This is a genomic window from Paenibacillus sp. FSL H7-0756, assembly GCF_038006765.1.
Lineage (GTDB): Bacteria > Bacillota > Bacilli > Paenibacillales > Paenibacillaceae > Paenibacillus_AQ.
Map to the genome: position 1 here is coordinate 1,602,394 of NZ_JBBOVT010000003.1, position 19,562 is coordinate 1,621,955.

Consider the following 19,562-nt stretch of genomic DNA (forward strand, 5'->3'; position numbering starts at 1 on the left):
ATTATTTGGATTGGCGGGACAGATGATTGCCGTATTGGAAAATGCGTTCGAGCGACAGCTTGCGGATTGCCGGCTCATCGAATTTCATCGGGCGGGAATTGGCTTCAAAGAACCAGACTCCGCCTTCTTCATCGACCCCGAGGTCCATCGACATCTCGCCCAGCATGCTGGAGGAAGCCCGCTCAATCTGCCGGGCAACCAGCAGCGCCGTCGTAGAGACATTCTTCAGGATAACCTCTGCCTGCTCGGGCCCGAAGGTTCCCTCCAGCATGCTGGAGGGGTCTTCGATGCTGCCGCCGCGCGGCACATGGGTGGTGATGCTGCGGGCTCCGGCCAGCCGGGCGCCGATGCCGGTTACCGCCCAGGCGCCCCGGCCGTTCTTCTGCAACAGCACCCGCAGATCGAAGGGACGGCCGCGGTGTCCGGCAAGCACGATCGCTTGCTGGACAATATAGCGGGAAGACCCTTTTTCCCGGCCGATCCGGGCCCACAGCCGTTCGACAGACGCGGCTTTGTAGGTTGTGTTTTTTTTGCCGCTCTGAATCTGCAGCCGGTAGGGAAGGAGAGTGTCCGGCCGGTATCCCAGCCGCATGATGCCTTTGCCCGCCTTGCCCTTCTCCGGCTTGAGATAGAGGCTCTCGTGATTCTTCAGCATCGCGGTAAGGGTCGCTGCGCTGCGCAGGCGGCGGGTCTTAGGCACATGCCTTGAGGTGGCCTTGGATTCCTTGAGCCACTCGAAGAGATTCCACTTATTGAAGAAGCTCGGATTGTACAGCGAGATTTCGGGATGCTCCAGGCACTCGGCGATTTTGCGCGCTACCGGTGCTTTCTCCTCCTCCTCGCGGTTGGGAATCCGGTTATAGATGACCTGCGGCAGAGGAACAGGAATGGCGTACCAGATCTTCCCGCTGGCGGAAGGAATGTAGCCGGTCACGGTCGGTTCATTCAGCTTCAGGTCACGGACTGTGACGACATAGACCATATAGCCCATTTCTCTGCCGGTACGGATAATGTCGCGAAAGTTATTGCGGTTGCCGCGGAACTGCTTAAGCCGGTCACTGGTGGTCAGAATGGCGATTACGGGCTTGCTGGGATCGGGTATCCGGCTGTTCACAAGTCATCCCTCCTGCGGAATTTGCTGAGATACAGACAATGCTCCAGGATGTGCTCAATGGAAGCTTTGCCCTCAGCGCGCAGGGAGGGGTGGCGGAAGATAGAGCGTCCCGGTTTGGCATTGGCCTCGAACATCCAGATATCCTCATCCTGGTCAATGCCGAGATCGAACCCGATCTCGCCGAGCAGATGGCGGTGCTGGATCTCGAGGGATTCTGCGAGCTTGACGGCAGTGGTCTTGGCGCGCTGGAGCACTTCATCTGATCTGGCCCCGAACACCCGGCCGAGGGCCTGCTGCGGGGTCAGTAGCGCTCCGCCGTTCTTCAGATGGGTGGTGACACTGCCCCGTCCGGCTTTTTTGGCACCGATCCCGACCACGACCCATTGATTGCTGCCGTTCTTGTGCATGTGGAAGCGGAAATCTATCGGGCAGTTGTCAATCTCAATAAGGCGGATGCCCTGCTGGACCACATAGTTCTGCATGCTCTGCCCGTGGCGTCCCCGCAGCATACGCATCAGGCTGTCGAAGCTGGTGAAGCGCAGCAGCACGTTCTTGCCACTCCTGCGGTACCGGGCGAAATACCCTTTCTTCGGCAGATAGGTCAGGCGGTAGATGCCGTGTCCCAGGCTGCCGGCGGAAGGTTTGTAATAGACGAAGTGGTGACGGTCCAGCATATCCCGCATTTGTTCGGAGCTGGGGTTACTGTGCGTTTCAGGCACGAAGCGGTTCGCTGCCCCGTCATTCTCCAGCAGCCGGTAGACATCCGATTTGTTAAAGAAGCTCCAGTTGAAGTACGGAATCTTCTTACGTCCGAAGCGCTCGCGCAACTGGTTAATGTAAGGTGAGGTCTCGGCTCTGCGGCTGGGCAAGCGGTTATAGACGACATCCGGCAGGGGCACCAGCTTGCGCTCGAAGCGGCCGCTTGCCGTCAGGAAATATCCGTTGACCTGCTCCTGCTGCCAGTCGATATCCCGCGGCATGAAGGCGAAGATGTAGCATTTATTGCTCCCTTCGCGCAGCAGCTGCTTGATGAAGCCGGTGCGGGAGCCGAAGGGCTGCGCAGCGGAGGCGGGTCCGTCTGAGAGCACACCGACCAGCGGTCCGATCTGCACCTCGTCATTCTGCAGATTGCGCAGGTAGACCCCGCCTGACTTCGGGACCTTGATGGCGCTTTTGACCCCGGAGGCCAGGAAGAGATGCTTGCCGGCACGCTTGATCGGCTTGATCGTGGCCGGGATGGCATCTTTTCCGAGGCGCAGGCGGATATTTTTCTTGCCGGATAATTTCAGGCTTCTCATCAGTTCACCCGAGACATATACTACTCGATCAGGCTGCTTGGTGAAATGTACATTGCAAAAAGTGAGACCCATTTATGAATCCTCCTTTGGAACCATAGATATCATTCTCCCGTGTGAACGGAGCTGCCCGGGAGGCAGCTTGTAATGGCTGCTTGCGGTAAGCAGCAGATGGCGCGCATAGCGCAGCGGGTTCTCGGCGGCGAGTCTAGCAGCCCGGCGGTCGCCCGTCAGCCGGAACACCGTGCGCCCTGGCTTGGAATTGGCTTCCAGCAGATGGATTCTCCCTCCGGCATCGATGCCAAAATCCAGGCCCAGCTCTCCGAGTCTGCCGCAGGATTCTTCCAGCAGCGGAGGCAGGAGCGCAGACGCCATGGTCAGCTCCTCCAGCAGGTCTCTTCCTCCCGCGCCGTATTCGTCCAGCAGGAAGGGGAGGGCGGGAACGGCTGTGCCTCCGCCGTGCAGATTGGAGGTCAGTGATCCCCGGGTGCCGAGCCGGACGGCCATGCCGGTCAGGGTCCAGGCACCGGTGCCGTTCTTCTGCATCAGCACACGTACATCGAACGGCTGTCCTCCGCTGCCGGTGAGATGCAGGTATGGCTGTATGATATAGCGGTGCTGGCCGATGAAGCGGCCGATCCAGTCCAGACCTTCGTCCAGCGTACCGAAAACATATTGAAAAGGTTTGTTATCCCGGTCTCTGCCCCGTACCTTCACTCCGCCGCCTTCGCGTCTGCCGAGCAGAACAGCGTGCAGGGTGCGCTTGCCGTGGGAGCCGGTCCGGGGCTTCAAGAAAACGCCGTATTCCCTTTCAGCTAACATATTGCCAAGCGCTTCGCGGCTGCTGTATAGCTCAGTCTCCGGCAGCAGGGCGGCGGCAGCGGAGCTGCGCCGCAGAATCTCGTAGACTCCCCATTTATCAGGAAGCCCGCGGGACCAGGGCAGACAGCGGGTCAATACAGACAGGGCAGCGGCGGCTGCCCGTTTCTCCTCCGGTGTCCGGTAGAAGCAGCGGTTATAGAGAATGTCGGGCGGAGGAGCCTGCACAGGCTCCCATTGTCCATTCTGCCACTCATATCCGCGGATAGAGGAGCCGTCTGCAGCTACACTCTCCGGATGAAAAACAAGGACCTTCAGCCCATACAGCGGGGCCGCACGGCAGAGATGACTGCAGAACTCCGGCTCTGCGATGGGAGGAATCCCGTGGCGGCGGCCTGTCATAATGCCAAGGAACCCCATTGCTGTTGTGGTCATGATGTCCTCCTTATAACCCGGCCAGATAGCGGCAGTATAGAATCATTTGTTTGACTGAGGGTCTGATTTTCTGGTCATTCAGGGGTGTATTGTCGTTCTTGGACGGCTTGGAGTTGACCTCCAGCAGCCAGATCCGGCCCGATTGGTCAAGTGCGAGGTCGATGCCGAGCTCCCCGAAATGGGCGGGAATGTAGGTCTCAACCCCTCTTGCAATGGCCAGCGCTGCTCTGGGCAGCTGAATCTGGGTGCTTTCTTTGACACCGGCCGGAAGACTGCTTTTGCCGACGGCCTCCTTGACCGTACTGAGCGTACCGCCGCGGGCAAGATTGGAGACGAAATGATTACTTCCGGCGGTCCGGGCCACAATGGAGGTGACGCCCCATTTGCCGGTGCCGTTCTTCTGCACCAATGCCCGGAAATCGACCGGCCGCCGTCCAAGCTCCATCAGGGAGAGACCCTGCTGGATCTGAAAGCGGGTGGTTTTCATCTTGGGGGCAATGGATTGAAATAGCTTCGCCAGACTGGAATAGCTCTGCTTGCGTGTGCCCATCGGAGTGGTAGACAGCAGCCGGTAGCCGCCGCCTTCCTCCTTGGAAATGCGCAGAATGCCCTTGCCCAAGCTGCCGCGTACCGGCTTCAGGAACACGCTGGGGTAGCTGCTGCACATTTTTTTGAGTATGGCGAAGCCGTTCAGGGCATGCGATTCGGGCAAGTACCGCTGCAGGGCGGGGTCCAGCGCCAGCGCCTCGAATACCTCTGTCTTGTCTAGGAACTTTTCGTTGAAGAAGTGGGTTCCGTAGCGGGATTTTACATCTGCCAAAAAATGCTGTACGCTAGGTTTATTCTCTACCTTTCGCGTGGTCAGCCGATTGTTGATCACATCGGCAACAGGAAGACTCAGCTTCCGCCAGCCCTCATCGTATACCCAGCCCTGGATGGTAGTGCTGCGTGATTCCAGCGCTTCCGGGGTGAAGAAATAGACATAGGCGCCTTGGGCGTGGCAGGCATGGGTCAGCTCCCGGCAGAACATGGTGATCTGGCCGAAGACTCGTTCAGGCTGTTCGGGATGGTCCCGGCTCACCAGGACGCCAATCATCGGCCCCAGACGCAGAATGCGGCTGCCGGTGCTGTAGGAAGCGTTAAGCGTCAAGCGCTGTCTTAAGCCAAGCCGCCGGCCGAGCGCCTCACTTACACGCAGGCTGTCGGATTTGGGGACAGGAATTACAGTAACCTCCTGCCGGAAAGAGCCGAAGTTCAGCTGAATGGTTCCGTGCGCCGGTATTTTGAGCCTCTTCATGGATTTGTCGCCTAGCATTACAGCATTTTCCTGCAGGATGCCCGAGTGGACCGTTTGAACCGGGATCTTTAGCTTAGACATCGTGAATCTCCTTCCGGTAGGCAAGCATGGTGCCGGCAATATGAATCTTGAGGGTTACATATCATTCATCATATGGAGACATCTGACCCTTGGTGATTGACCTATTCCCGAAAAAGCCGTGCCGGGCGGATTAATATCGCCGGCAGCCAGGGGGCTGGCAGGCGCATCCGGACCGGAGGGCGGGAGCACAGAAGGAAGTAGGCATGCCCGGGCGGAACTTGCACGGCTGCCAAATTTGGGCGCGGACAGCCCCCGGGGCTGCCTGCTGGACAGGCATAGACCGCTGCCTGCTGAACGGGCGGGGCTTTTGAAGCGAAGCAGAGACGAACATCATTTGGAGGAGGAAATAGAATGAACGTGATTGATAAGGCGCATGAATTAGCGCGTGCTATTAAGGACAGCAGTGAGGTATCGGATATTACCAGTGCAATGAAGGTGATCGAAGCAGATCCGGAGAGCAAGCAGATGCTCGACAACTTCCGCCAGAGCCAGATTGAGCTGCAGCAGCGGATGATGAGCGGGGACATGCCTCCGCAGGAGGACATGGAGAAGATGGAGAAGCTCTTCGAGGTGCTTAACCTGAACCTGGGCATCCGCCGTCTGTTCGACGCAGAGCGCCGCCTTAGTGTGGTCATCGAAGATGTGAACAAAATCATCACAGACAGCCTGTCCCAAATGTACGGCGCTCAATAAGCACCTGCACCGCATCGGGGATGTGTTCTGATACAGGAAAAGGGTGATTTCAGGGCCATACGGCTCAGGAATCCCCCTTTTTTTAGTGTGCCGCTCCATAATTACTGCGAGCTACATTCCGTTAATCCTGCTTGCCCTCTACCAGACACAGCAGAATAGTAGCGGCCATCCCGAGTCGGCGGTCCAGCTTGCCATGGGTGTCCTTTGAGAAATCGGCAGTGATTTTGGTGACAAACGGGTTGAAGTTGTACCGGAACGCAGGAATCACCATTCCTCCGATCTCTAAGTTATATTTCAGCGGAAGGATGGCAACCGCACGGCGCAGTAAGGCGAGGAAGGCGTTATCCTCCTTAATGGTGCCGATCTCGTTATCCTGCGTGTCCAGGATGGCCCATTCGTCCTTGATGAGGGATTTCAGGCCTTTGCGGCGGAGTGCGCCCACTGTTTCTCCGGTCTCCATATCATACACATCATAGGTTGAGCTGATATCAAGAATCTTGCGCGCTTTGATCCGCAGCAGCTCCCTCCCCATCGTCTCGTCGGGGTACAGCGTAATGTCCTCTCTCAGCCGGAACGCTTTCATTTCCGAGAACAGCAGCAGCTCCCCTGAATCACCCAAGATATGTAGCTTTCCGCCCAGCGCAGAGAAAATTTTTTTGCGGGCGATGTAACGGGTCTGGTTATAAATGGGATTCAAGGTCATTCCCTCCTTTGCGATATATCATCTCATACCCGAGCCATGCAGGATAGAAACTGCTAACAAGGCGCTAACATCCTTCTGAAAAATTACGCAGCTTGTCTCATATTTCTGGCCGCAGGTTCATAGAATAGAGATATAGATTCATTTTAACAATCCTGTTGAGCGAAGGAGCGGTCCTGCAATGAGAAAGAAAAGTAAATTCAAGCATTCCGTGTATCTGCTGATTGCCCTGGCCATGCTGTTATACGCGCTGCCGAAGCTGTCTTTCCAGAATGGCTCCGGCTGGGTGCTGGGCTTCGGTATCGTCTGGTGTGTCTTCGCGTTCCTGGTCATTGCCTCGCATCTGCATTTCATTATCGGAGTGGATGAAGAGAAGCAGAAGCGCCTGGATGCCGTCCGTAAGGCCAAGCTGGCTCAGTGGCAGGGCAAGTGGAACGAAGAAGGCCGGGTGTCGCAGAGATCATAGTTCAGGAATAGAGTTAGCTGTGTAAAAAAAGTACCCCCTGTTTGCCGTTGCGGCGGACCGGGGGTTACCTGTGCGTGTCTCTCCTGCCGGGAGTAAGTACCCGGTGTTATATATATATTCCCGGCTGTCATAACTTTTGAAAGATACAGTGTAACCTGCTGTACTCCGGTGCGGACAGCATGTATAATGGGTACAGAATAGTACAGATCGGGGTATGGGGGTGTAACAGTTGGAAGGTCAAGGCGATAACATCACAAAGCATGAACAACTGCTGCAGCACATTGAAAGTCTGAAGGTGGGGACCAAGATCTCCGTCCGTAAGCTGGCGAAGGAGATGGGGGTCAGCGAAGGCACGGCTTACCGTGCGGTGAAGGAAGCGGAGAACCTCGGAATTGTTATCACCAAGGAACGGATTGGCACGGTCCGGGTGGAGAAGAAGCCGCGTAATATTTCCGAGCAGCTCACCTTCGGGGATGTCGTAGATATTGTTGAGGGGCATGTGCTTGGCGGAGCAGAGGGTCTGAACAAGCATCTTCATAAATATGTGATCGGTGCGATGAAGGTCGATGCCATGATCCGCTACATAGATGCCGACAGCCTGCTGATCGTCGGGAACCGCGATGATGTGCACTCGCTTGCGCTGGAGCAGGGGGCCGGGGTGCTTGTAACGGGGGGCTTCGGCACCAGCCGTGAGGTTAAGGCGCTGGCCGATGAGCTGGACCTGCCGGTCATCTCGTCCAGACATGATACATTTACAGTGGCTTCGATGATTAACCGTGCGATCTTTGACCGGCTGATCAAGAAGAAGATTATGCTGGTCGAGGATATCGTGGAGGGCAAGCTGCGGCTGAACACGCTCAAAATCTCCAGCACCGTAGGAGAGCTGCGCGAACTGGCGCAGGCCAGCGGCGAGCAGCGGTTCCCGGTCACGGATGAGTGGAACCGGGTCATCGGGATAATAGGCCGGCGTGATGTGGAGGATCTCAGCGAAGGGCAAATTATTGAAAAGGCGATGGTGCGCAGTCCGGTCACCGCGGCACTCCAGACCTCGCTGGCTTCGGCGGCACAGATTATGATGTGGGAGGGGATCGATTTTCTGCCCATTGTGGACCGCAACCGCAAGCTGGTAGGATCGGTCACCCGGCGTGAAGTACTGCAGAGCCTGCGCGACGCCAGCAATCAGCCGCAGCTGGGAGAGACGTTCGATCATCTGATCTGGAACGGGTTCGCGGATGAGCGGGATGAGGAGGGCAGGCTGTTCTTCCACGGCTTCATTACCCCGCAGATGGCGACCGATCTGGGAACGATCTCGGAAGGGGTTCTGTCCACCCTAATGACTCTGTCCGCCTTCAAAGCAGCCAAGGACATCACCGGGAACGACTACGTACTGGACAATATGTCCACCTATTTCATCCGTCCGGTACAGATTGAGCATTCCATCACCGTCATGCCGAAGCTGCTGGAGATCAGCCGCCGCACCTGCAAGCTGGAGATCGAGATCAGCTATATGGATACCATTGTAGCCAAGGCTGTTCTGATGCTGCAGTCGATTGACCATGGGTAACGGGAATAGCGAGTGACGATGAACGAAGATTCATTTTCGGCAAAATATTAAATAGACCAGGGCTGTCCTGCAGGCGATCAGGAGGGGCAACTGGTCTATTTGTGCTGGCGGCGGCTGAACCCTCAGCTTCCGCTGCGCATCCGGCTATAGTAACTGAAGCTGCGCAGTCCGGAGAAGATATTGAACAGGCCCAGCAGCAGAAAAGCAGCCTCAATGACCACATTAAGCGTCGAGCCGCGGAAGATGAACATCGACATTAATGAAAGCGTGACCAGCATTCCGCCCAGCAGCATATTCATGATCGAGCGTCTGGTGCCTTGGATAAGCGGGTCGGCAGTTCTGCGGGAAGAGATGCTATACGCGGCGGCGCATACCATGAAGATAACCAGCAGGGCAAACAGCAGATACTTAATGAACATAATCATGAACGGCAGCTCCTTTGTGGAAGACCCGTCAGTCAGCATGGCCTCAGCCGGGCACTCTGTATCCTGTGATTGTGATTTGTCCACTATTGTATCATGATTTGCGGCTCAGCTGCGCTTATACGGACTGATTTCCACCCAGATTTGCAGCACGCCCTCCATCACCAGCATGGTGCGGATTTTGACGGTGTATTCCTTCTCGCGGGCCAGATAGATTTTGCTGTCCAGCAAGAGGCGCGCCAGCTTGCCGTCGGAATCGATATCGAACATGCTGCGCCCGCGCAGCGGCTCCAGATCGCCCGCCAGCTTGCTGAGGACCTCCTTGGCTGTCACCGGGTCCAGTGCCGCCGCACTGTCCTTGACCTTGCTGCTCTCGGTACGCACCTTAATCTCACGGATGACGGTGGAGGTGTTGTTGTATTTTTTGAGCGTCAGAATGTCTTTCCGGTTCTGTTCAATCTCCAGCCTTAGGGCCTGGTTATTGACCCAGAGCATGTTATAGCCCATATGATAAATGGTGTTGTACAGAGCGGCTCCTACAATCATCCCCAGCACAAACACAGCAGCAATCTGCGAGAAACGGCGGTAGCGGTCAAACGGCGGAAGTCGCATGTCTCTTTTCACCCCTTCGCTTCTACTTGCCGCATACCCACTTGACCAGCTCGCTGCCCATATGAGCGCCCAGGAAGGCGAACACCAGATAGAGAATCTGCTTGATCGCCGGAGAGAGATTGCCTCCCAGCATATTGCTCTCAATGACCCGCATCGGGTCGATGGTTCCGCCTACGGCGGCAGCGAGGGCCCATATCTTAATCCGGTCTGCGATTTCCAGCATGGTGTCGGTTGGCGGCTGAAGAGAGACGACGGCTCCGATTCCGCCCAGCATCGCTCCGCCCAGCACTATACCGAACGCGATGAAGAAGTCGAGGACGGCCTTGCTTAAGAAAATATCCATGAAAAGCTCCTTCCTTAGATCAGGCGGCGGCCTGCTTTTGCCTGTCCATATGCTCTTAATCCATTCTATGGGCGGTTCCCCCTCTAATATGATAAAATAGTTTCATCTTATGTTTTGATTTGGAGCTGAAGGGAAGTGGGGAATATGAGCCCATTCGTGCATTTGCATGTGCACAGCGAATACAGTTTACTGGACGGGGCGGCGCGCATTACAGATCTCGTGCGCCGGGCCGGCGAATACGGCATGACATCGCTGGCGCTGACAGATCATGGTGTGATGTACGGGGCCATCCCTTTCTATAAAGCCTGCCAGGCGCAGGGAATCAAGCCGATTATCGGCTGTGAGGCTTATTTGACCGCAGGCTCGCGCCGTGAGCGGGGAAGCCGCAAGGATCAGCCGATTTATCACCTGATTCTGCTGGCGAAGAATATGACCGGCTACCAGAATCTGATGAAGCTGATCTCCATCGGCCATCTGGAGGGCCAGCATTATAAGCCGCGTATCGATATGGAGGCGCTGGCAGCCTATGCCGAGGGCATTATCTGTCTAAGTGCCTGTCTGGGCGGTGAAGTGCCGCAGCATCTGCTGCACGGCCGGGAGGAGGAGGCGCGCAAGGCGGCGCTGCGGTATAAGGAGATTTTTGGAAGCGACTTCTATCTGGAACTGCAGGATCACGGGATTGCCGAGCAGAAGCGGGTGAATCCGCAGCTGATTGCGCTTGCTGAAGAGCTGGACATTCCACTGGTAGCAACCAATGATGTCCACTATATGGACAAGGAGGATGCCGAGGTTCAGGATGTGCTGATCTGCATCGGCACAGGCAAATCCGTGGACGATGAGGACCGGCTGAAGATCGGGACAGACCAGCTGTTCTTCAAAAGCGGGGAGCAGATGGCTGCGCTGTTTCCACATGTGCCGCAGGCGATAGAGAACACGCAGCGGATCGCTGAAGCGTGCAATCTGGAGCTGACGTTCGGCAATCATATTCTCCCGGAATTCTCGCCTCTGCCGGAAGGGCTGGATGCCGCTGCTTATCTGCGCGAGCTGTGCCGCAGCGGGCTGGAGCAGCGCTATGCGGATACTCCGCTCTGGGAATCGCCGGAGCAGAAGGAGACGGCTGAGAAGCGGCTCGACTATGAGCTGGGAGTTATTGAGAGCATGGGGTTCAGCGATTACTTCCTGATCGTGTGGGATTTTATCGCTTTTTGTCACCGCAGCGGTATTGTTACCGGTCCGGGCCGCGGTTCCTCCGCAGGAAGTCTCACCGCGTACACGCTGAAGATTACCGATGTGGACCCGCTGAAATATAATCTGCTGTTCGAGCGGTTCCTGAACCCTGAGCGGATCACGATGCCCGATATTGATATCGACTTCAGCGACGAACGCCGCGATGAGGTCATTGCCTATGTGGTAGACAAGTATGGCAAGGAGCATGTAGCGCAGATCATCACCTTCGGTACGATGGCGGCGAGGGCTGCTGTCCGTGATGTGGGCCGGGCGCTGAATCTGCCGTATAACGAGGTGGACAAGGCGGCGAAGCTGATTCCGGGCCAGCTCGGCATCAGCATCAGCCGGGCGCTGGAGGGCACGCCTGAGCTTAAGGCGCTGTATGAGACGAATCCGAAGACCAGAGTGCTGCTGGATACGGCGATGAAGGTGGAGGGCATGCCGCGCCATGCTTCGACGCATGCGGCTGGCGTAGTCATCTCCAAGGGTCCGCTGACCGATGCTGTTCCGCTCCAGGCGGGCAATGAGAGCACGGCGCTCACCCAGTACTCCATGGAGCATCTGGAGAGCGTTGGGCTGCTTAAGATGGACTTCCTCGGCCTGCGGACCTTGTCGATTATTGAACGCTGCATGAAATGGGTGAAGGAGATGACCGGGAGCGTGCCGGATTTCCGCATCATCCCGGATCACGATCCGCTCACCTATGAGATGCTGGGAGCAGGCGAGACCACCGGCGTATTCCAGCTGGAATCTGCAGGCGTGCGGCGGGTGCTGAAGGATCTGAAGCCGAGCGGGTTCGAGGATATTGTCTCGGTGGTGGCGCTGTACCGCCCGGGTCCGATGGAATTCATCCCGAAATTCATCGGGGGCAAGCATGGGGAGTTCGAGGTTGTCTATCCGCATGCGGATTTGCAGCCGATTCTGGCCGATACGTACGGCATTATTGTCTACCAGGAGCAGATTATGCAGATTGCCTCGCTGATGGCGGGCTTCTCGCTGGGCGAAGCGGACCTGCTCCGCCGTGCGGTGTCCAAGAAGAAGCGGGAGACACTAGACCAGGAGCGCAGCCACTTCGTGGAGGGCAGTCTGAAGCAGGGCTACAGCGAAGCGGATGCCCATGCGGTCTATGATATGATCGTGCGGTTCGCCAACTACGGCTTCCCGCGCGCGCATGCTGCCGCTTACGGGGTGCTGGCCTTCCAGACCGCTTATCTCAAGGCGCATTATCCGGTGCAGTTCATGGCCGCTATGCTGACTGCTGTGATGGGGAGCCACCGCAAGGTGGCGGAATATGTCCTGGAATGCCGCCGGTCCGGGATTGGCGTCCTGCCGCCGGATGTCAACGAGAGCGGGGTGCTGTTCACTCCGGTACCCGGCGAAGGGCGCGGACACATCCGCTTCGGGCTGGCTGCGGTGAAGAATGTCGGCACACAGGCTGTGGAGAACATTATGGCCGTCCGTAAGGAGCGGCCGTTCGACAGCCTGCTCGATTTCTGCCGCCGGGTCGATCTGCGGGTCTGCAACAAACGCGTGATCGAATCCCTGCTGCAGACCGGCGCCTTCGATGCGCTGCCTGGACACCGGGCGCAGCTGCTGGCGATGCTGGATGAGACGGTGGATGCGGCAGCCAAATGGCGCAAGGAGCGCGATGAGCTGCAGATCCAGCTGTTCGATGACCTGATCGAGACGCCGAACTGGGAGATCCGCTACCCCGATATTCCGAGGTTCAGCGGAACCCAGCAGCTGGAGCTGGAGCGTGAGCTGCTCGGGCTCTATCTCTCCGGCCATCCGCTGGATGACCATGCGGGGCTGCTTGAGGAGCCGGGGATACAGAAGCTGATGGATCTTGGCGAAGCAGCGGATGAGAGCATGACCGTGACGGCCGGTATGGTCGTGTCGCTGAAGGAGATCACGACCAAAGCTGGTAAGGCGATGGCTTTTGTGGAATGGGAAGACCAGATCGAGCGCTGCGAGGTCGTACTCTTCCCGGAGGTGTGGAAACGCACCCGCGCCCTGATTGAGAAGGGCGCATTGCTGGCCCTGCGCGCCAAGGTGCAGCAGGAGGACGAGGGCTTCAAGCTGCTGGCCGAGGAGGTAGCTCCGCTCACCTCGGACAGCGTGCGCGGCCTGCTGCAGCGCCGCAGCGCCGGGTCCCGGCCCGCCTACGGCGCGGGCCGCAGTGCCCCCGCAGGAGCGCCTGCGGCCGCTCCTGCAGCCCGCACGGGCGCCGGTGGCCCCGGCGCCCGGCCCGGCGGTGCAGCTGGCGGCGCCGCTGCACCGGGCACGCGCACACCGGCGGCACAGCCGCCCGGTGCGCGCGCTTCCGCGGCCGCTGCGCAGGCCGCGCCCAAGGCCACGGCCGCGTCCGACGCGCGGCCGGGCAGCCCTGCCCCGCTGCGCACGGGGCAGGACCCAGCCGCTGAGCGCTTCGCAGGCTCAGCGCCCGGCGCCCAGCGTGTCTTCATCAAGATCACGCCGGGCGCTGAGCTGAAGGGTCTGCTGCCGCGCCTCCAGGCGCTGCTGCAGACCCATCCGGGACCCGCAGCGACGCTGCTGTTCTACGAGCGCAACCAGAAGGTGCTTGCGCTGAGCGACAGCTACCGGATCGAGCCCTCGGAGGAGCTGTTCGCCGCCATTGAAGAGATGCTGGGTGCCGGAACCGTCCGCCTCCGATAGGAGCAGCCCGTCTAGCCTGGTGCAGCGTCAGATTTTAATTTGAATGGGTTGGATTAGTAAAACGATACCACCTACAATTGTGTTCGGTTTTTGGCATACATTGCGCCTGATTACCTTCACGCCATCGAAATGTGTTCGGTTTTTGACATACATTCTGCTCGATTACCATCACGCCATCGAAATGTATTCGGTTTTTCGCATACAAAGGGCCTGATTACCTTCACGCTATCGAAATGTATTCGGTTTTTCGCATACATTAGGCCCAAGCAATTCACTCTTTTAGTCGTTCAAGCCTCATCATGCCGACCCGCTATTTCTAATCTGATGCGCTACTAGAACCTCATCGGATTTAAATTAGTGGAGCAGAAACAATTCCCCTTCAATTTACATCTTTTCCATGCGAGGTTTGTTCTTTAGGGGCGTTTGGCTTAGCGTAACGGACTGAGGTGCTCTTATGCGGGAAGGAAGTCGTCATTTGGGCGATTAACGGACCGTAAGGACCTTATCCCCTGCAATTCAGCTCCAAAACGTCTCGCAGAAAGATGATAAGGTCGTCTGAGTCCGTTACCCTGCATAGGGGGGCGTTATCGTGGGAATAAGGTCTCTTCGGTCCGTTAGATTTTTGGGGGTGATAGGGTTTCGTTTGTACAACTAAATCCGCCCGAATAGGTAAGAACCCGCATATAGAGGCTGTTTAATTGTATCAATTGCAGCTAAATGGATGGTCGGCAGTAAATCAAGCGATTTATTTGTACGGAATGCAATTGAGCATACCCAGCGCCATAATCGCGCCATGGCAAACCCTCAGCATGGCAGCTGGTTAAAGAGTTTCTAACCAGTTAATTCTGATGCTGCACAAATGCATCTTTTACGGGCATCCGCTGAGATACACTGATTTTTTTAGCACATTTGTCCCCTCTTCCGCATACATTAGGGAACCAATAGAGTGAAGTTATGAATCTGTCAGGCTTCACTCTCAAGTTCAGCTAAATCATAGCGGGGCATTGCCCCGTGCGGAAGGGGAATGACATCATGTCCTATCAAATGGCGGAGGAGCTGCTGGAGCGCCGGGGAGTATCACTGGACTCGATCGCGGAGATCGTCTATATCCTGCAATCGGTCTATTATCCCAGCTTAACGCAGGAGGAGTGCCTGAGCAGCGTCAAGTCGGTCCTGAACAAAAGAGAGGTCCAGTATACGCTAATGACCGGGATTGCGCTGGATGAGTTGGCTGAGAAGAAGCTGCTGCCCCAGCCGTTTCAGGCGGTAATGGAAGCGGATGAATCGCTCTACGGGGCGGACGAGACGCTGGCGCTGGGCATCACGAGCGTGTATGGAATGATCGGCCTGACCAGCTTCGGCTACCTGGATAAAATAAAGCTTGGAATTATCGGCAAATTGAATGATGATAAGGGGAGCATTCATGTATTTCTGGATGATCTTGTGGCCGGAATTGCGGCTGCTGCTTCAGCCCGCATCGCCCACGGGCATGAGGGTGCGAAGGTATATCCCCATGTGACCGGGACCGAATAACGGCTGCTCCTGATGCGCTGCGACCGGCCTCCCGGGCCTGAATCCTTCCTGCCGGGTTTGCTTGCGGGAAAAAAGAAAACTGTGTTATCATAATTTCATTATATTCAGGATACGGCTGGATTCGAGATTAGGGAGGCCTTGCAGGGCATGTGGACGGTAATCTATATAGCGCCGACCGCCAAAGTGGCGGAGATGATCCAGAGGAAGCTTACGGAAGAAGGATTTCTGATTAAATGCCGTCCCATCAATATGTCCAAGCAGCAGTTTGAGATTCTGGTTCCTTCGGGAGAGCTTGAAGAAGTGCAGGAGGTCCTCAATCTGATCCTGCATCCCTGAAGAGTATGGCGTAGAGATTCAAGAGCATTCATGACAGCGGCAAGCTGCTATTTACGCAAATAAACGGCTGAAGAGGTGCGACCCTTGTTCAAAGATTTATTTCAGAAAAAACGGAAGTACGCGACTATTCCTTCAGAACGTCTGGAGCGAAGCGGCGGACCGGCAGAAGGCGAGCGCCCTAAGCGGGAGATTCCCGAAGGTCTAATGAGCAAGTGCGCCAAATGCGGAACGATCCAGTACAGCAAGGAACTGGAGAAGAATTTGAAAGTATGCCCGTCCTGCGGCTATCATATGCGCCTGAATGCTACCGAACGGATTGCAATGATTCTTGATCCGGAAGGGTTCATTGAGTTCGACAGCGAGATGGCGTCCATTGATCCTCTGAAGTTCCCCGGCTATGCCTCCAAGCTGGAGCAGCAGCAGTCCAAAACCGGACAGGTTGAGGCTGTAATCACCGGCCAGGGCAGCATCGGCGGACATCCGGTGATTGTAGCCGTGATGAACTTTGAGTTCTTCACCGGCAGCATGGGATCTGTGGTTGGTGAGAAAATTACAAGAGCGGTGGAAGAAGCGACAGAGCGGAAACTGCCGATGCTGATCTTCTCCACTTCCGGCGGGGCCAGAATGCAGGAAAGCATTCTCAGTCTCATGCAGATGGCGAAGACCAGTGCCGCGCTGGCCCGGTTCAGTGAAGCAGGCGGGCTGTATATCTCCGTCATTACTGATCCGACCACCGGCGGGGTATCGGCGAGCTTTGCCAGCCTGGGCGACATTATTATTGCCGAGCCCGGAGCGGTATTCGGCTTTGCCGGACGGATTGTCATCGAGCAGACGATCCGCCAGAAGCTGCCGGAGGATTTCCAGACGGCAGAGTTCAATCTGCAGCACGGTCAGCTGGATCTGGTCGTGCACCGTAAGGAAATGCGCTCCACGCTCACGAAGCTGCTGGAGCTGCATGATGTGAAAGGGGGATTTTAGGTTGGCAGGAGAGTTGCCTTTTGAAATGCCTCTGGTAGAAATGCGCAAAAAAATCGCCGAACTCAAACAGTTCGGTGAAGAGAAGGGCATTGATTTCAGCGATGAGGTAGCCCGGCTTGAGGAGCGCTACAGCGAGCTGGAGAATGAGATCTATTCCAATATATCCCCGGCCCAGAAGATGCATCTGGCCCGGCATCACGTACGCCCGACCTCGCTGGATCTGATCGGGCTTATCTTCACGGACTTTATCGAGCTGCATGGTGACCGCCTGTACGGTGACGATCTTGCGGTAGTCGGCGGAATCGCCAAGCTGAACGGCCGGCCTGTGACCGTTATCGGGCAGCAGCGCGGCAAGGATACGAAGGAGAATATTCTGCGCTTCTTCGGCAGCGCCCATCCGGAGGGCTTCCGCAAGTCGCTGAGGCTGATGAAGCAGGCGGAGAAGTTCGGCCGTCCGATCATCACCTTTGTCGATACCAAGGGGGCTTACCCCGGCAATACCGCAGAGGAACGCGGACAATCGGAAGCGATTGCCCGTAATTTGTTCGAGATGTCCCAGTTGACCGTGCCGGTCATCTGCGTGATCATCGGCGAAGGCGGCAGCGGCGGAGCTTTAGCGATGGCCGTGGGCAACCGCGTGCTGATGCTGGAGAATGCAATCTATTCAGCGATCTCCCCTAACGGTGCAGCGTCGATTCTGTGGAAGGATGCCACCAAGGCGGAGCAGGCCGCGGAGGCCATGAAGATTACGGCCACCGATCTGCTGGAAATGGAAGTCATCGAGGAGATTATTGCAGAGCCCAGAGGCGGTGCGCACCGGGATTACGAAGCTGCGGCGGAGGCGGTTAAGGACACAGTCTGGCGTCACCTGCAGGAGTTGTCCGGCATGGATGCAGCTGCGCTGAAGGAAGACCGTTACCTGAAATTCCGCAAAATCGGCGAGTTTTCCGAGTCGGTGCTGGAGCAGGATTCCGATCAGGATGAAGTGCAGATTGTGGAGTAAGCGGGGGCTATTCTCCGGGGGATGAGCCCCATGGCTGGTACCGCCGGGTTTGCACTTTTTAACATATTCCAGCTTATTCCAGACCGCGGACGGGACAAGACCTATTATACAATAATTCCCATTCTAATCATCCTGTGCTTGCTGCGGGATGATTTTTCTTTTATCGGCCATCCTATATTATTCGACTTTAATTTACAGCAAAAACAGGCACTAACATTGATTTTGTGTTCAACATGCAGTAATATTCATAAGGGCGCAATAAAACGTGCATGTCTTTACATGTGATAAAGTTCCTATACAAAGAGCAAGCCTTATAGTAGATTTTGTAGTTGGAAAAAGCGAGACAGAGAGAACGAAAAAACGGAGGAAAACCTAATGCGGAAAAGTAAAATTGTATGTACGATCGGACCTGCAAGTGAATCGTTGGAGAATATCAAAAAATTGATTTTGGCTGGTATGAATGTGGCCCGTCTGAACTTCTCCCACGGCGATTTTGATGAGCACGGAGCCCGGATCAACACGATCCGTCAAGCATCCAAGGAGCTTGGCAAGACTGTTGCCATCCTGCTCGACACCAAAGGACCGGAGATTCGTACTGGCAAGCTGGAAGTAGAACCGATTGAACTGGTTCAGGATGAGTATCTGACATTGACTACGGAAGAGATCCTTGGCGATCATAACCGTATCTCCATCACTTACAACAACCTGCCTAACGATGTTCAAGTAGGATCGACGATCCTGATCGACGACGGCCTGATCGGCCTTACAGTTGTCGACATTCAAGGCACCGAAATCAAGACCCGTATTGTTAACGGCGGTACGATCAAGAGCAAGAAGGGTGTTAACGTACCGGGAGTATCCATCTCCCTGCCGGGTATTACGGAAAAAGATACCAATGATATCATTTTTGGGATCGGACAGGACATTGATTTTATTGCCGCTTCTTTCGTACGCAAAGCCAGCGACGTTCTGGAAATCCGTGAACTGCTTGCGAAGCATGATGCTTCCCACATCCAGATCATCTCCAAGATCGAGAACCAGGAAGGTGTCGATAACCTGGATGAAATCCTGGCAGTATCCGACGGCCTGATGGTTGCCCGTGGCGATCTTGGTGTAGAAATCCCTGCTGAAGATGTACCTTTGGCTCAGAAGCTGATGATTCAGAAATGTAACATCGCCGGCAAACCGGTAATCACAGCTACCCAAATGCTGGATTCCATGCAGCGCAACCCGCGCCCAACCCGCGCTGAAGCAAGTGACGTAGCGAACGCAATCTTCGACGGAACCGATGCAATCATGCTGTCCGGTGAGACTGCTGCCGGGAAATATCCGGTAGAATCCGTACTGACTATGTCCCGTATTGCTGAGAAAGCAGAATCTGCTCTGAACCACCGTGAGATCTTCATGAAGCAGCAGATCGCTCAAGAAACTACTGTAACTGAAGCGATCAGCCAATCCGTAGCGATCTCCGCTCTGGATCTGAATGCTAAAGCGATCATTTCTTCGACTGTAACTGGCCACACTGCACGCGTGGTTTCCAAATATCGTCCTAAATCACAGATCATTGCTGTTACTACCCAGGAAAGAACAATGCGTCAACTGGCGCTGGTATGGGGCGTAACTCCTGTATTCGGTCCTGAAGCTCATTCTACTGACGAATTGCTGGAAACAGCACTTAACGGCGGTAAGGCTTCCGGTCTGGTTAAAGCCGGCGATCTTGTAGTCATCACTGCAGGTATCCCGCTTGGACGTTCCGGTTCCACTAACCTGGTGAAGGTAGATACGATTCCAGCCGACTAGGATTTGGAAGAGCTTCTGCAGCAAGAATAAGATATAATAATAAGAGCAGTGGCGCTTGATTGCCGCTGCTCTTTTTTTGATAAGTGGACTCTCCGGAATGTTAAGATACAGGTTGATCTCACGGATACAAATGGATATATTGGACCTGAGTGTTTGGAGCAGGACTGT

At 55.9% G+C, this 19,562-nt stretch carries 17 protein-coding genes; 9 read left to right on the plus strand and 8 right to left on the minus strand.

Translation table 11 applies throughout. The features are described 5' to 3' along the window. Nucleotide 1: 1 nt before the first annotated feature. Genes NST04_RS32755 through NST04_RS32770 form a run of 4 tightly spaced genes read right to left on the minus strand, consistent with a single transcriptional unit; the run spans nucleotide 2 to nucleotide 5,041 of the window. Nucleotides 2-1,114 (minus strand): YheC/YheD family endospore coat-associated protein, encoded by a 1,113-nt coding sequence (locus tag NST04_RS32755; RefSeq protein WP_341187946.1) that lies wholly within the window; start codon nucleotides 1,112-1,114, stop codon nucleotides 2-4. Next, nucleotides 1,111-2,484, minus strand: coding sequence for a YheC/YheD family endospore coat-associated protein (locus NST04_RS32760; protein WP_341187947.1), 1,374 nt, complete (start codon nucleotides 2,482-2,484; stop codon nucleotides 1,111-1,113). Before NST04_RS32760 ends, NST04_RS32755 begins: the two co-directional genes overlap by 4 nt. Then, complete coding sequence (locus NST04_RS32765; protein WP_341187948.1) at nucleotides 2,485-3,663, minus strand: YheC/YheD family endospore coat-associated protein; 1,179 nt, start codon at nucleotides 3,661-3,663, stop codon at nucleotides 2,485-2,487. It lies immediately after the preceding gene. A gap of 10 nt (nucleotides 3,664-3,673) precedes the next feature. Beyond that, entirely contained in the window at nucleotides 3,674-5,041 is a 1,368-nt protein-coding gene (locus NST04_RS32770) for a YheC/YheD family endospore coat-associated protein (protein WP_341187949.1), read from the minus strand. A 351-nt stretch (nucleotides 5,042-5,392) separates the two neighbouring features. Here NST04_RS32770 and NST04_RS32775 point away from each other — a divergent pair, with 351 nt between their 5' ends. Next, complete coding sequence (locus NST04_RS32775) at nucleotides 5,393-5,734, plus strand: YlbF family regulator (protein WP_036691219.1); 342 nt, start codon at nucleotides 5,393-5,395, stop codon at nucleotides 5,732-5,734. A gap of 121 nt (nucleotides 5,735-5,855) precedes the next feature. Here NST04_RS32775 and NST04_RS32780 read toward each other — a convergent pair whose 3' ends face one another. Continuing rightward, nucleotides 5,856-6,437: a hypothetical protein gene (locus NST04_RS32780; RefSeq protein ID WP_341187950.1), complete on the minus strand. Its 582-nt coding sequence runs from the start codon at nucleotides 6,435-6,437 to the stop codon at nucleotides 5,856-5,858. Between the two features lie 178 nt (nucleotides 6,438-6,615). Here NST04_RS32780 and NST04_RS32785 point away from each other — a divergent pair, with 178 nt between their 5' ends. Next, on the plus strand, nucleotides 6,616-6,900 hold the full coding sequence (locus NST04_RS32785; protein ID WP_340755146.1) for a hypothetical protein: 285 nt from the start codon (nucleotides 6,616-6,618) through the stop codon (nucleotides 6,898-6,900). A 229-nt stretch (nucleotides 6,901-7,129) separates the two neighbouring features. Beyond that, nucleotides 7,130-8,464, plus strand: coding sequence for a DRTGG domain-containing protein (locus NST04_RS32790; protein WP_341187951.1), 1,335 nt, complete (start codon nucleotides 7,130-7,132; stop codon nucleotides 8,462-8,464). A gap of 122 nt (nucleotides 8,465-8,586) precedes the next feature. Here the strand turns inward: NST04_RS32790 and NST04_RS32795 are convergent, their stop codons facing one another. Genes NST04_RS32795 through NST04_RS32805 form a run of 3 tightly spaced genes read right to left on the minus strand, consistent with a single transcriptional unit; the run spans nucleotide 8,587 to nucleotide 9,841 of the window. Beyond that, nucleotides 8,587-8,973, minus strand: a complete 387-nt coding sequence (locus tag NST04_RS32795; RefSeq protein ID WP_341187952.1) for a YtpI family protein — start codon at nucleotides 8,971-8,973, stop codon at nucleotides 8,587-8,589. Nucleotides 8,974-8,994: 21 nt separating this feature from the next. Beyond that, on the minus strand, nucleotides 8,995-9,498 hold the full coding sequence (locus tag NST04_RS32800; protein ID WP_341187953.1) for a hypothetical protein: 504 nt from the start codon (nucleotides 9,496-9,498) through the stop codon (nucleotides 8,995-8,997). 22 nt (nucleotides 9,499-9,520) lie between these two features. Next, nucleotides 9,521-9,841, minus strand: a complete 321-nt coding sequence (locus NST04_RS32805) for a YtrH family sporulation protein (RefSeq protein ID WP_209993411.1) — start codon at nucleotides 9,839-9,841, stop codon at nucleotides 9,521-9,523. Nucleotides 9,842-9,985: 144 nt separating this feature from the next. On the opposite strand from NST04_RS32805, the gene NST04_RS32810 reads away from it, so the two are divergent. The 6 genes from NST04_RS32810 to pyk all read left to right on the plus strand — a co-directional run bounded on the left by NST04_RS32810 (nucleotide 9,986) and on the right by pyk (nucleotide 19,394). Next, on the plus strand, nucleotides 9,986-13,744 hold the full coding sequence (locus NST04_RS32810; protein ID WP_341187954.1) for a DNA polymerase III subunit alpha: 3,759 nt from the start codon (nucleotides 9,986-9,988) through the stop codon (nucleotides 13,742-13,744). A 1,032-nt stretch (nucleotides 13,745-14,776) separates the two neighbouring features. Further along, a complete protein-coding gene (locus tag NST04_RS32815; RefSeq protein WP_036700686.1) occupies nucleotides 14,777-15,277 on the plus strand; it encodes a phosphatidylglycerophosphatase A family protein in 501 nt (166 codons plus the stop codon). Nucleotides 15,278-15,424: 147 nt separating this feature from the next. Continuing rightward, nucleotides 15,425-15,613, plus strand: a complete 189-nt coding sequence (locus NST04_RS32820) for a hypothetical protein (RefSeq protein ID WP_036700684.1) — start codon at nucleotides 15,425-15,427, stop codon at nucleotides 15,611-15,613. 84 nt (nucleotides 15,614-15,697) lie between these two features. Then, nucleotides 15,698-16,591 (plus strand): acetyl-CoA carboxylase, carboxyltransferase subunit beta, encoded by an 894-nt coding sequence (accD, locus tag NST04_RS32825; protein WP_341187955.1) that lies wholly within the window; start codon nucleotides 15,698-15,700, stop codon nucleotides 16,589-16,591. Between the two features lies 1 nt (nucleotide 16,592). Beyond that, on the plus strand, nucleotides 16,593-17,594 hold the full coding sequence (locus NST04_RS32830; RefSeq protein ID WP_341187956.1) for an acetyl-CoA carboxylase carboxyltransferase subunit alpha: 1,002 nt from the start codon (nucleotides 16,593-16,595) through the stop codon (nucleotides 17,592-17,594). A gap of 375 nt (nucleotides 17,595-17,969) precedes the next feature. After that, entirely contained in the window at nucleotides 17,970-19,394 is a 1,425-nt protein-coding gene (pyk, locus tag NST04_RS32835) for a pyruvate kinase (protein ID WP_036725599.1), read from the plus strand. Nucleotides 19,395-19,562 lie beyond the last annotated feature (168 nt).

Bases quoted from the DNA above. Each gene is read 5' to 3' on its own strand.
- pyk (WP_036725599.1), top strand. From the start codon at position 17,970: ATGCGGAAAAGTAAAATTGTATGTACGATCGGACCTGCAAGTGAATCG.
- NST04_RS32815 (WP_036700686.1), top strand. From the start codon at position 14,777: ATGTCCTATCAAATGGCGGAGGAGCTGCTGGAGCGCCGGGGAGTATCA.
- NST04_RS32805 (WP_209993411.1), bottom strand. From the start codon at position 9,841: ATGGATATTTTCTTAAGCAAGGCCGTCCTCGACTTCTTCATCGCGTTC.
- NST04_RS32820 (WP_036700684.1), top strand. From the start codon at position 15,425: ATGTGGACGGTAATCTATATAGCGCCGACCGCCAAAGTGGCGGAGATG.
- NST04_RS32775 (WP_036691219.1), top strand. From the start codon at position 5,393: ATGAACGTGATTGATAAGGCGCATGAATTAGCGCGTGCTATTAAGGAC.
- NST04_RS32770 (WP_341187949.1), bottom strand. From the start codon at position 5,041: ATGTCTAAGCTAAAGATCCCGGTTCAAACGGTCCACTCGGGCATCCTG.
- NST04_RS32760 (WP_341187947.1), bottom strand. From the start codon at position 2,484: ATGGGTCTCACTTTTTGCAATGTACATTTCACCAAGCAGCCTGATCGA.
- NST04_RS32785 (WP_340755146.1), top strand. From the start codon at position 6,616: ATGAGAAAGAAAAGTAAATTCAAGCATTCCGTGTATCTGCTGATTGCC.
- NST04_RS32780 (WP_341187950.1), bottom strand. From the start codon at position 6,437: ATGACCTTGAATCCCATTTATAACCAGACCCGTTACATCGCCCGCAAA.
- NST04_RS32800 (WP_341187953.1), bottom strand. From the start codon at position 9,498: ATGCGACTTCCGCCGTTTGACCGCTACCGCCGTTTCTCGCAGATTGCT.
- NST04_RS32810 (WP_341187954.1), top strand. From the start codon at position 9,986: ATGAGCCCATTCGTGCATTTGCATGTGCACAGCGAATACAGTTTACTG.
- NST04_RS32765 (WP_341187948.1), bottom strand. From the start codon at position 3,663: ATGACCACAACAGCAATGGGGTTCCTTGGCATTATGACAGGCCGCCGC.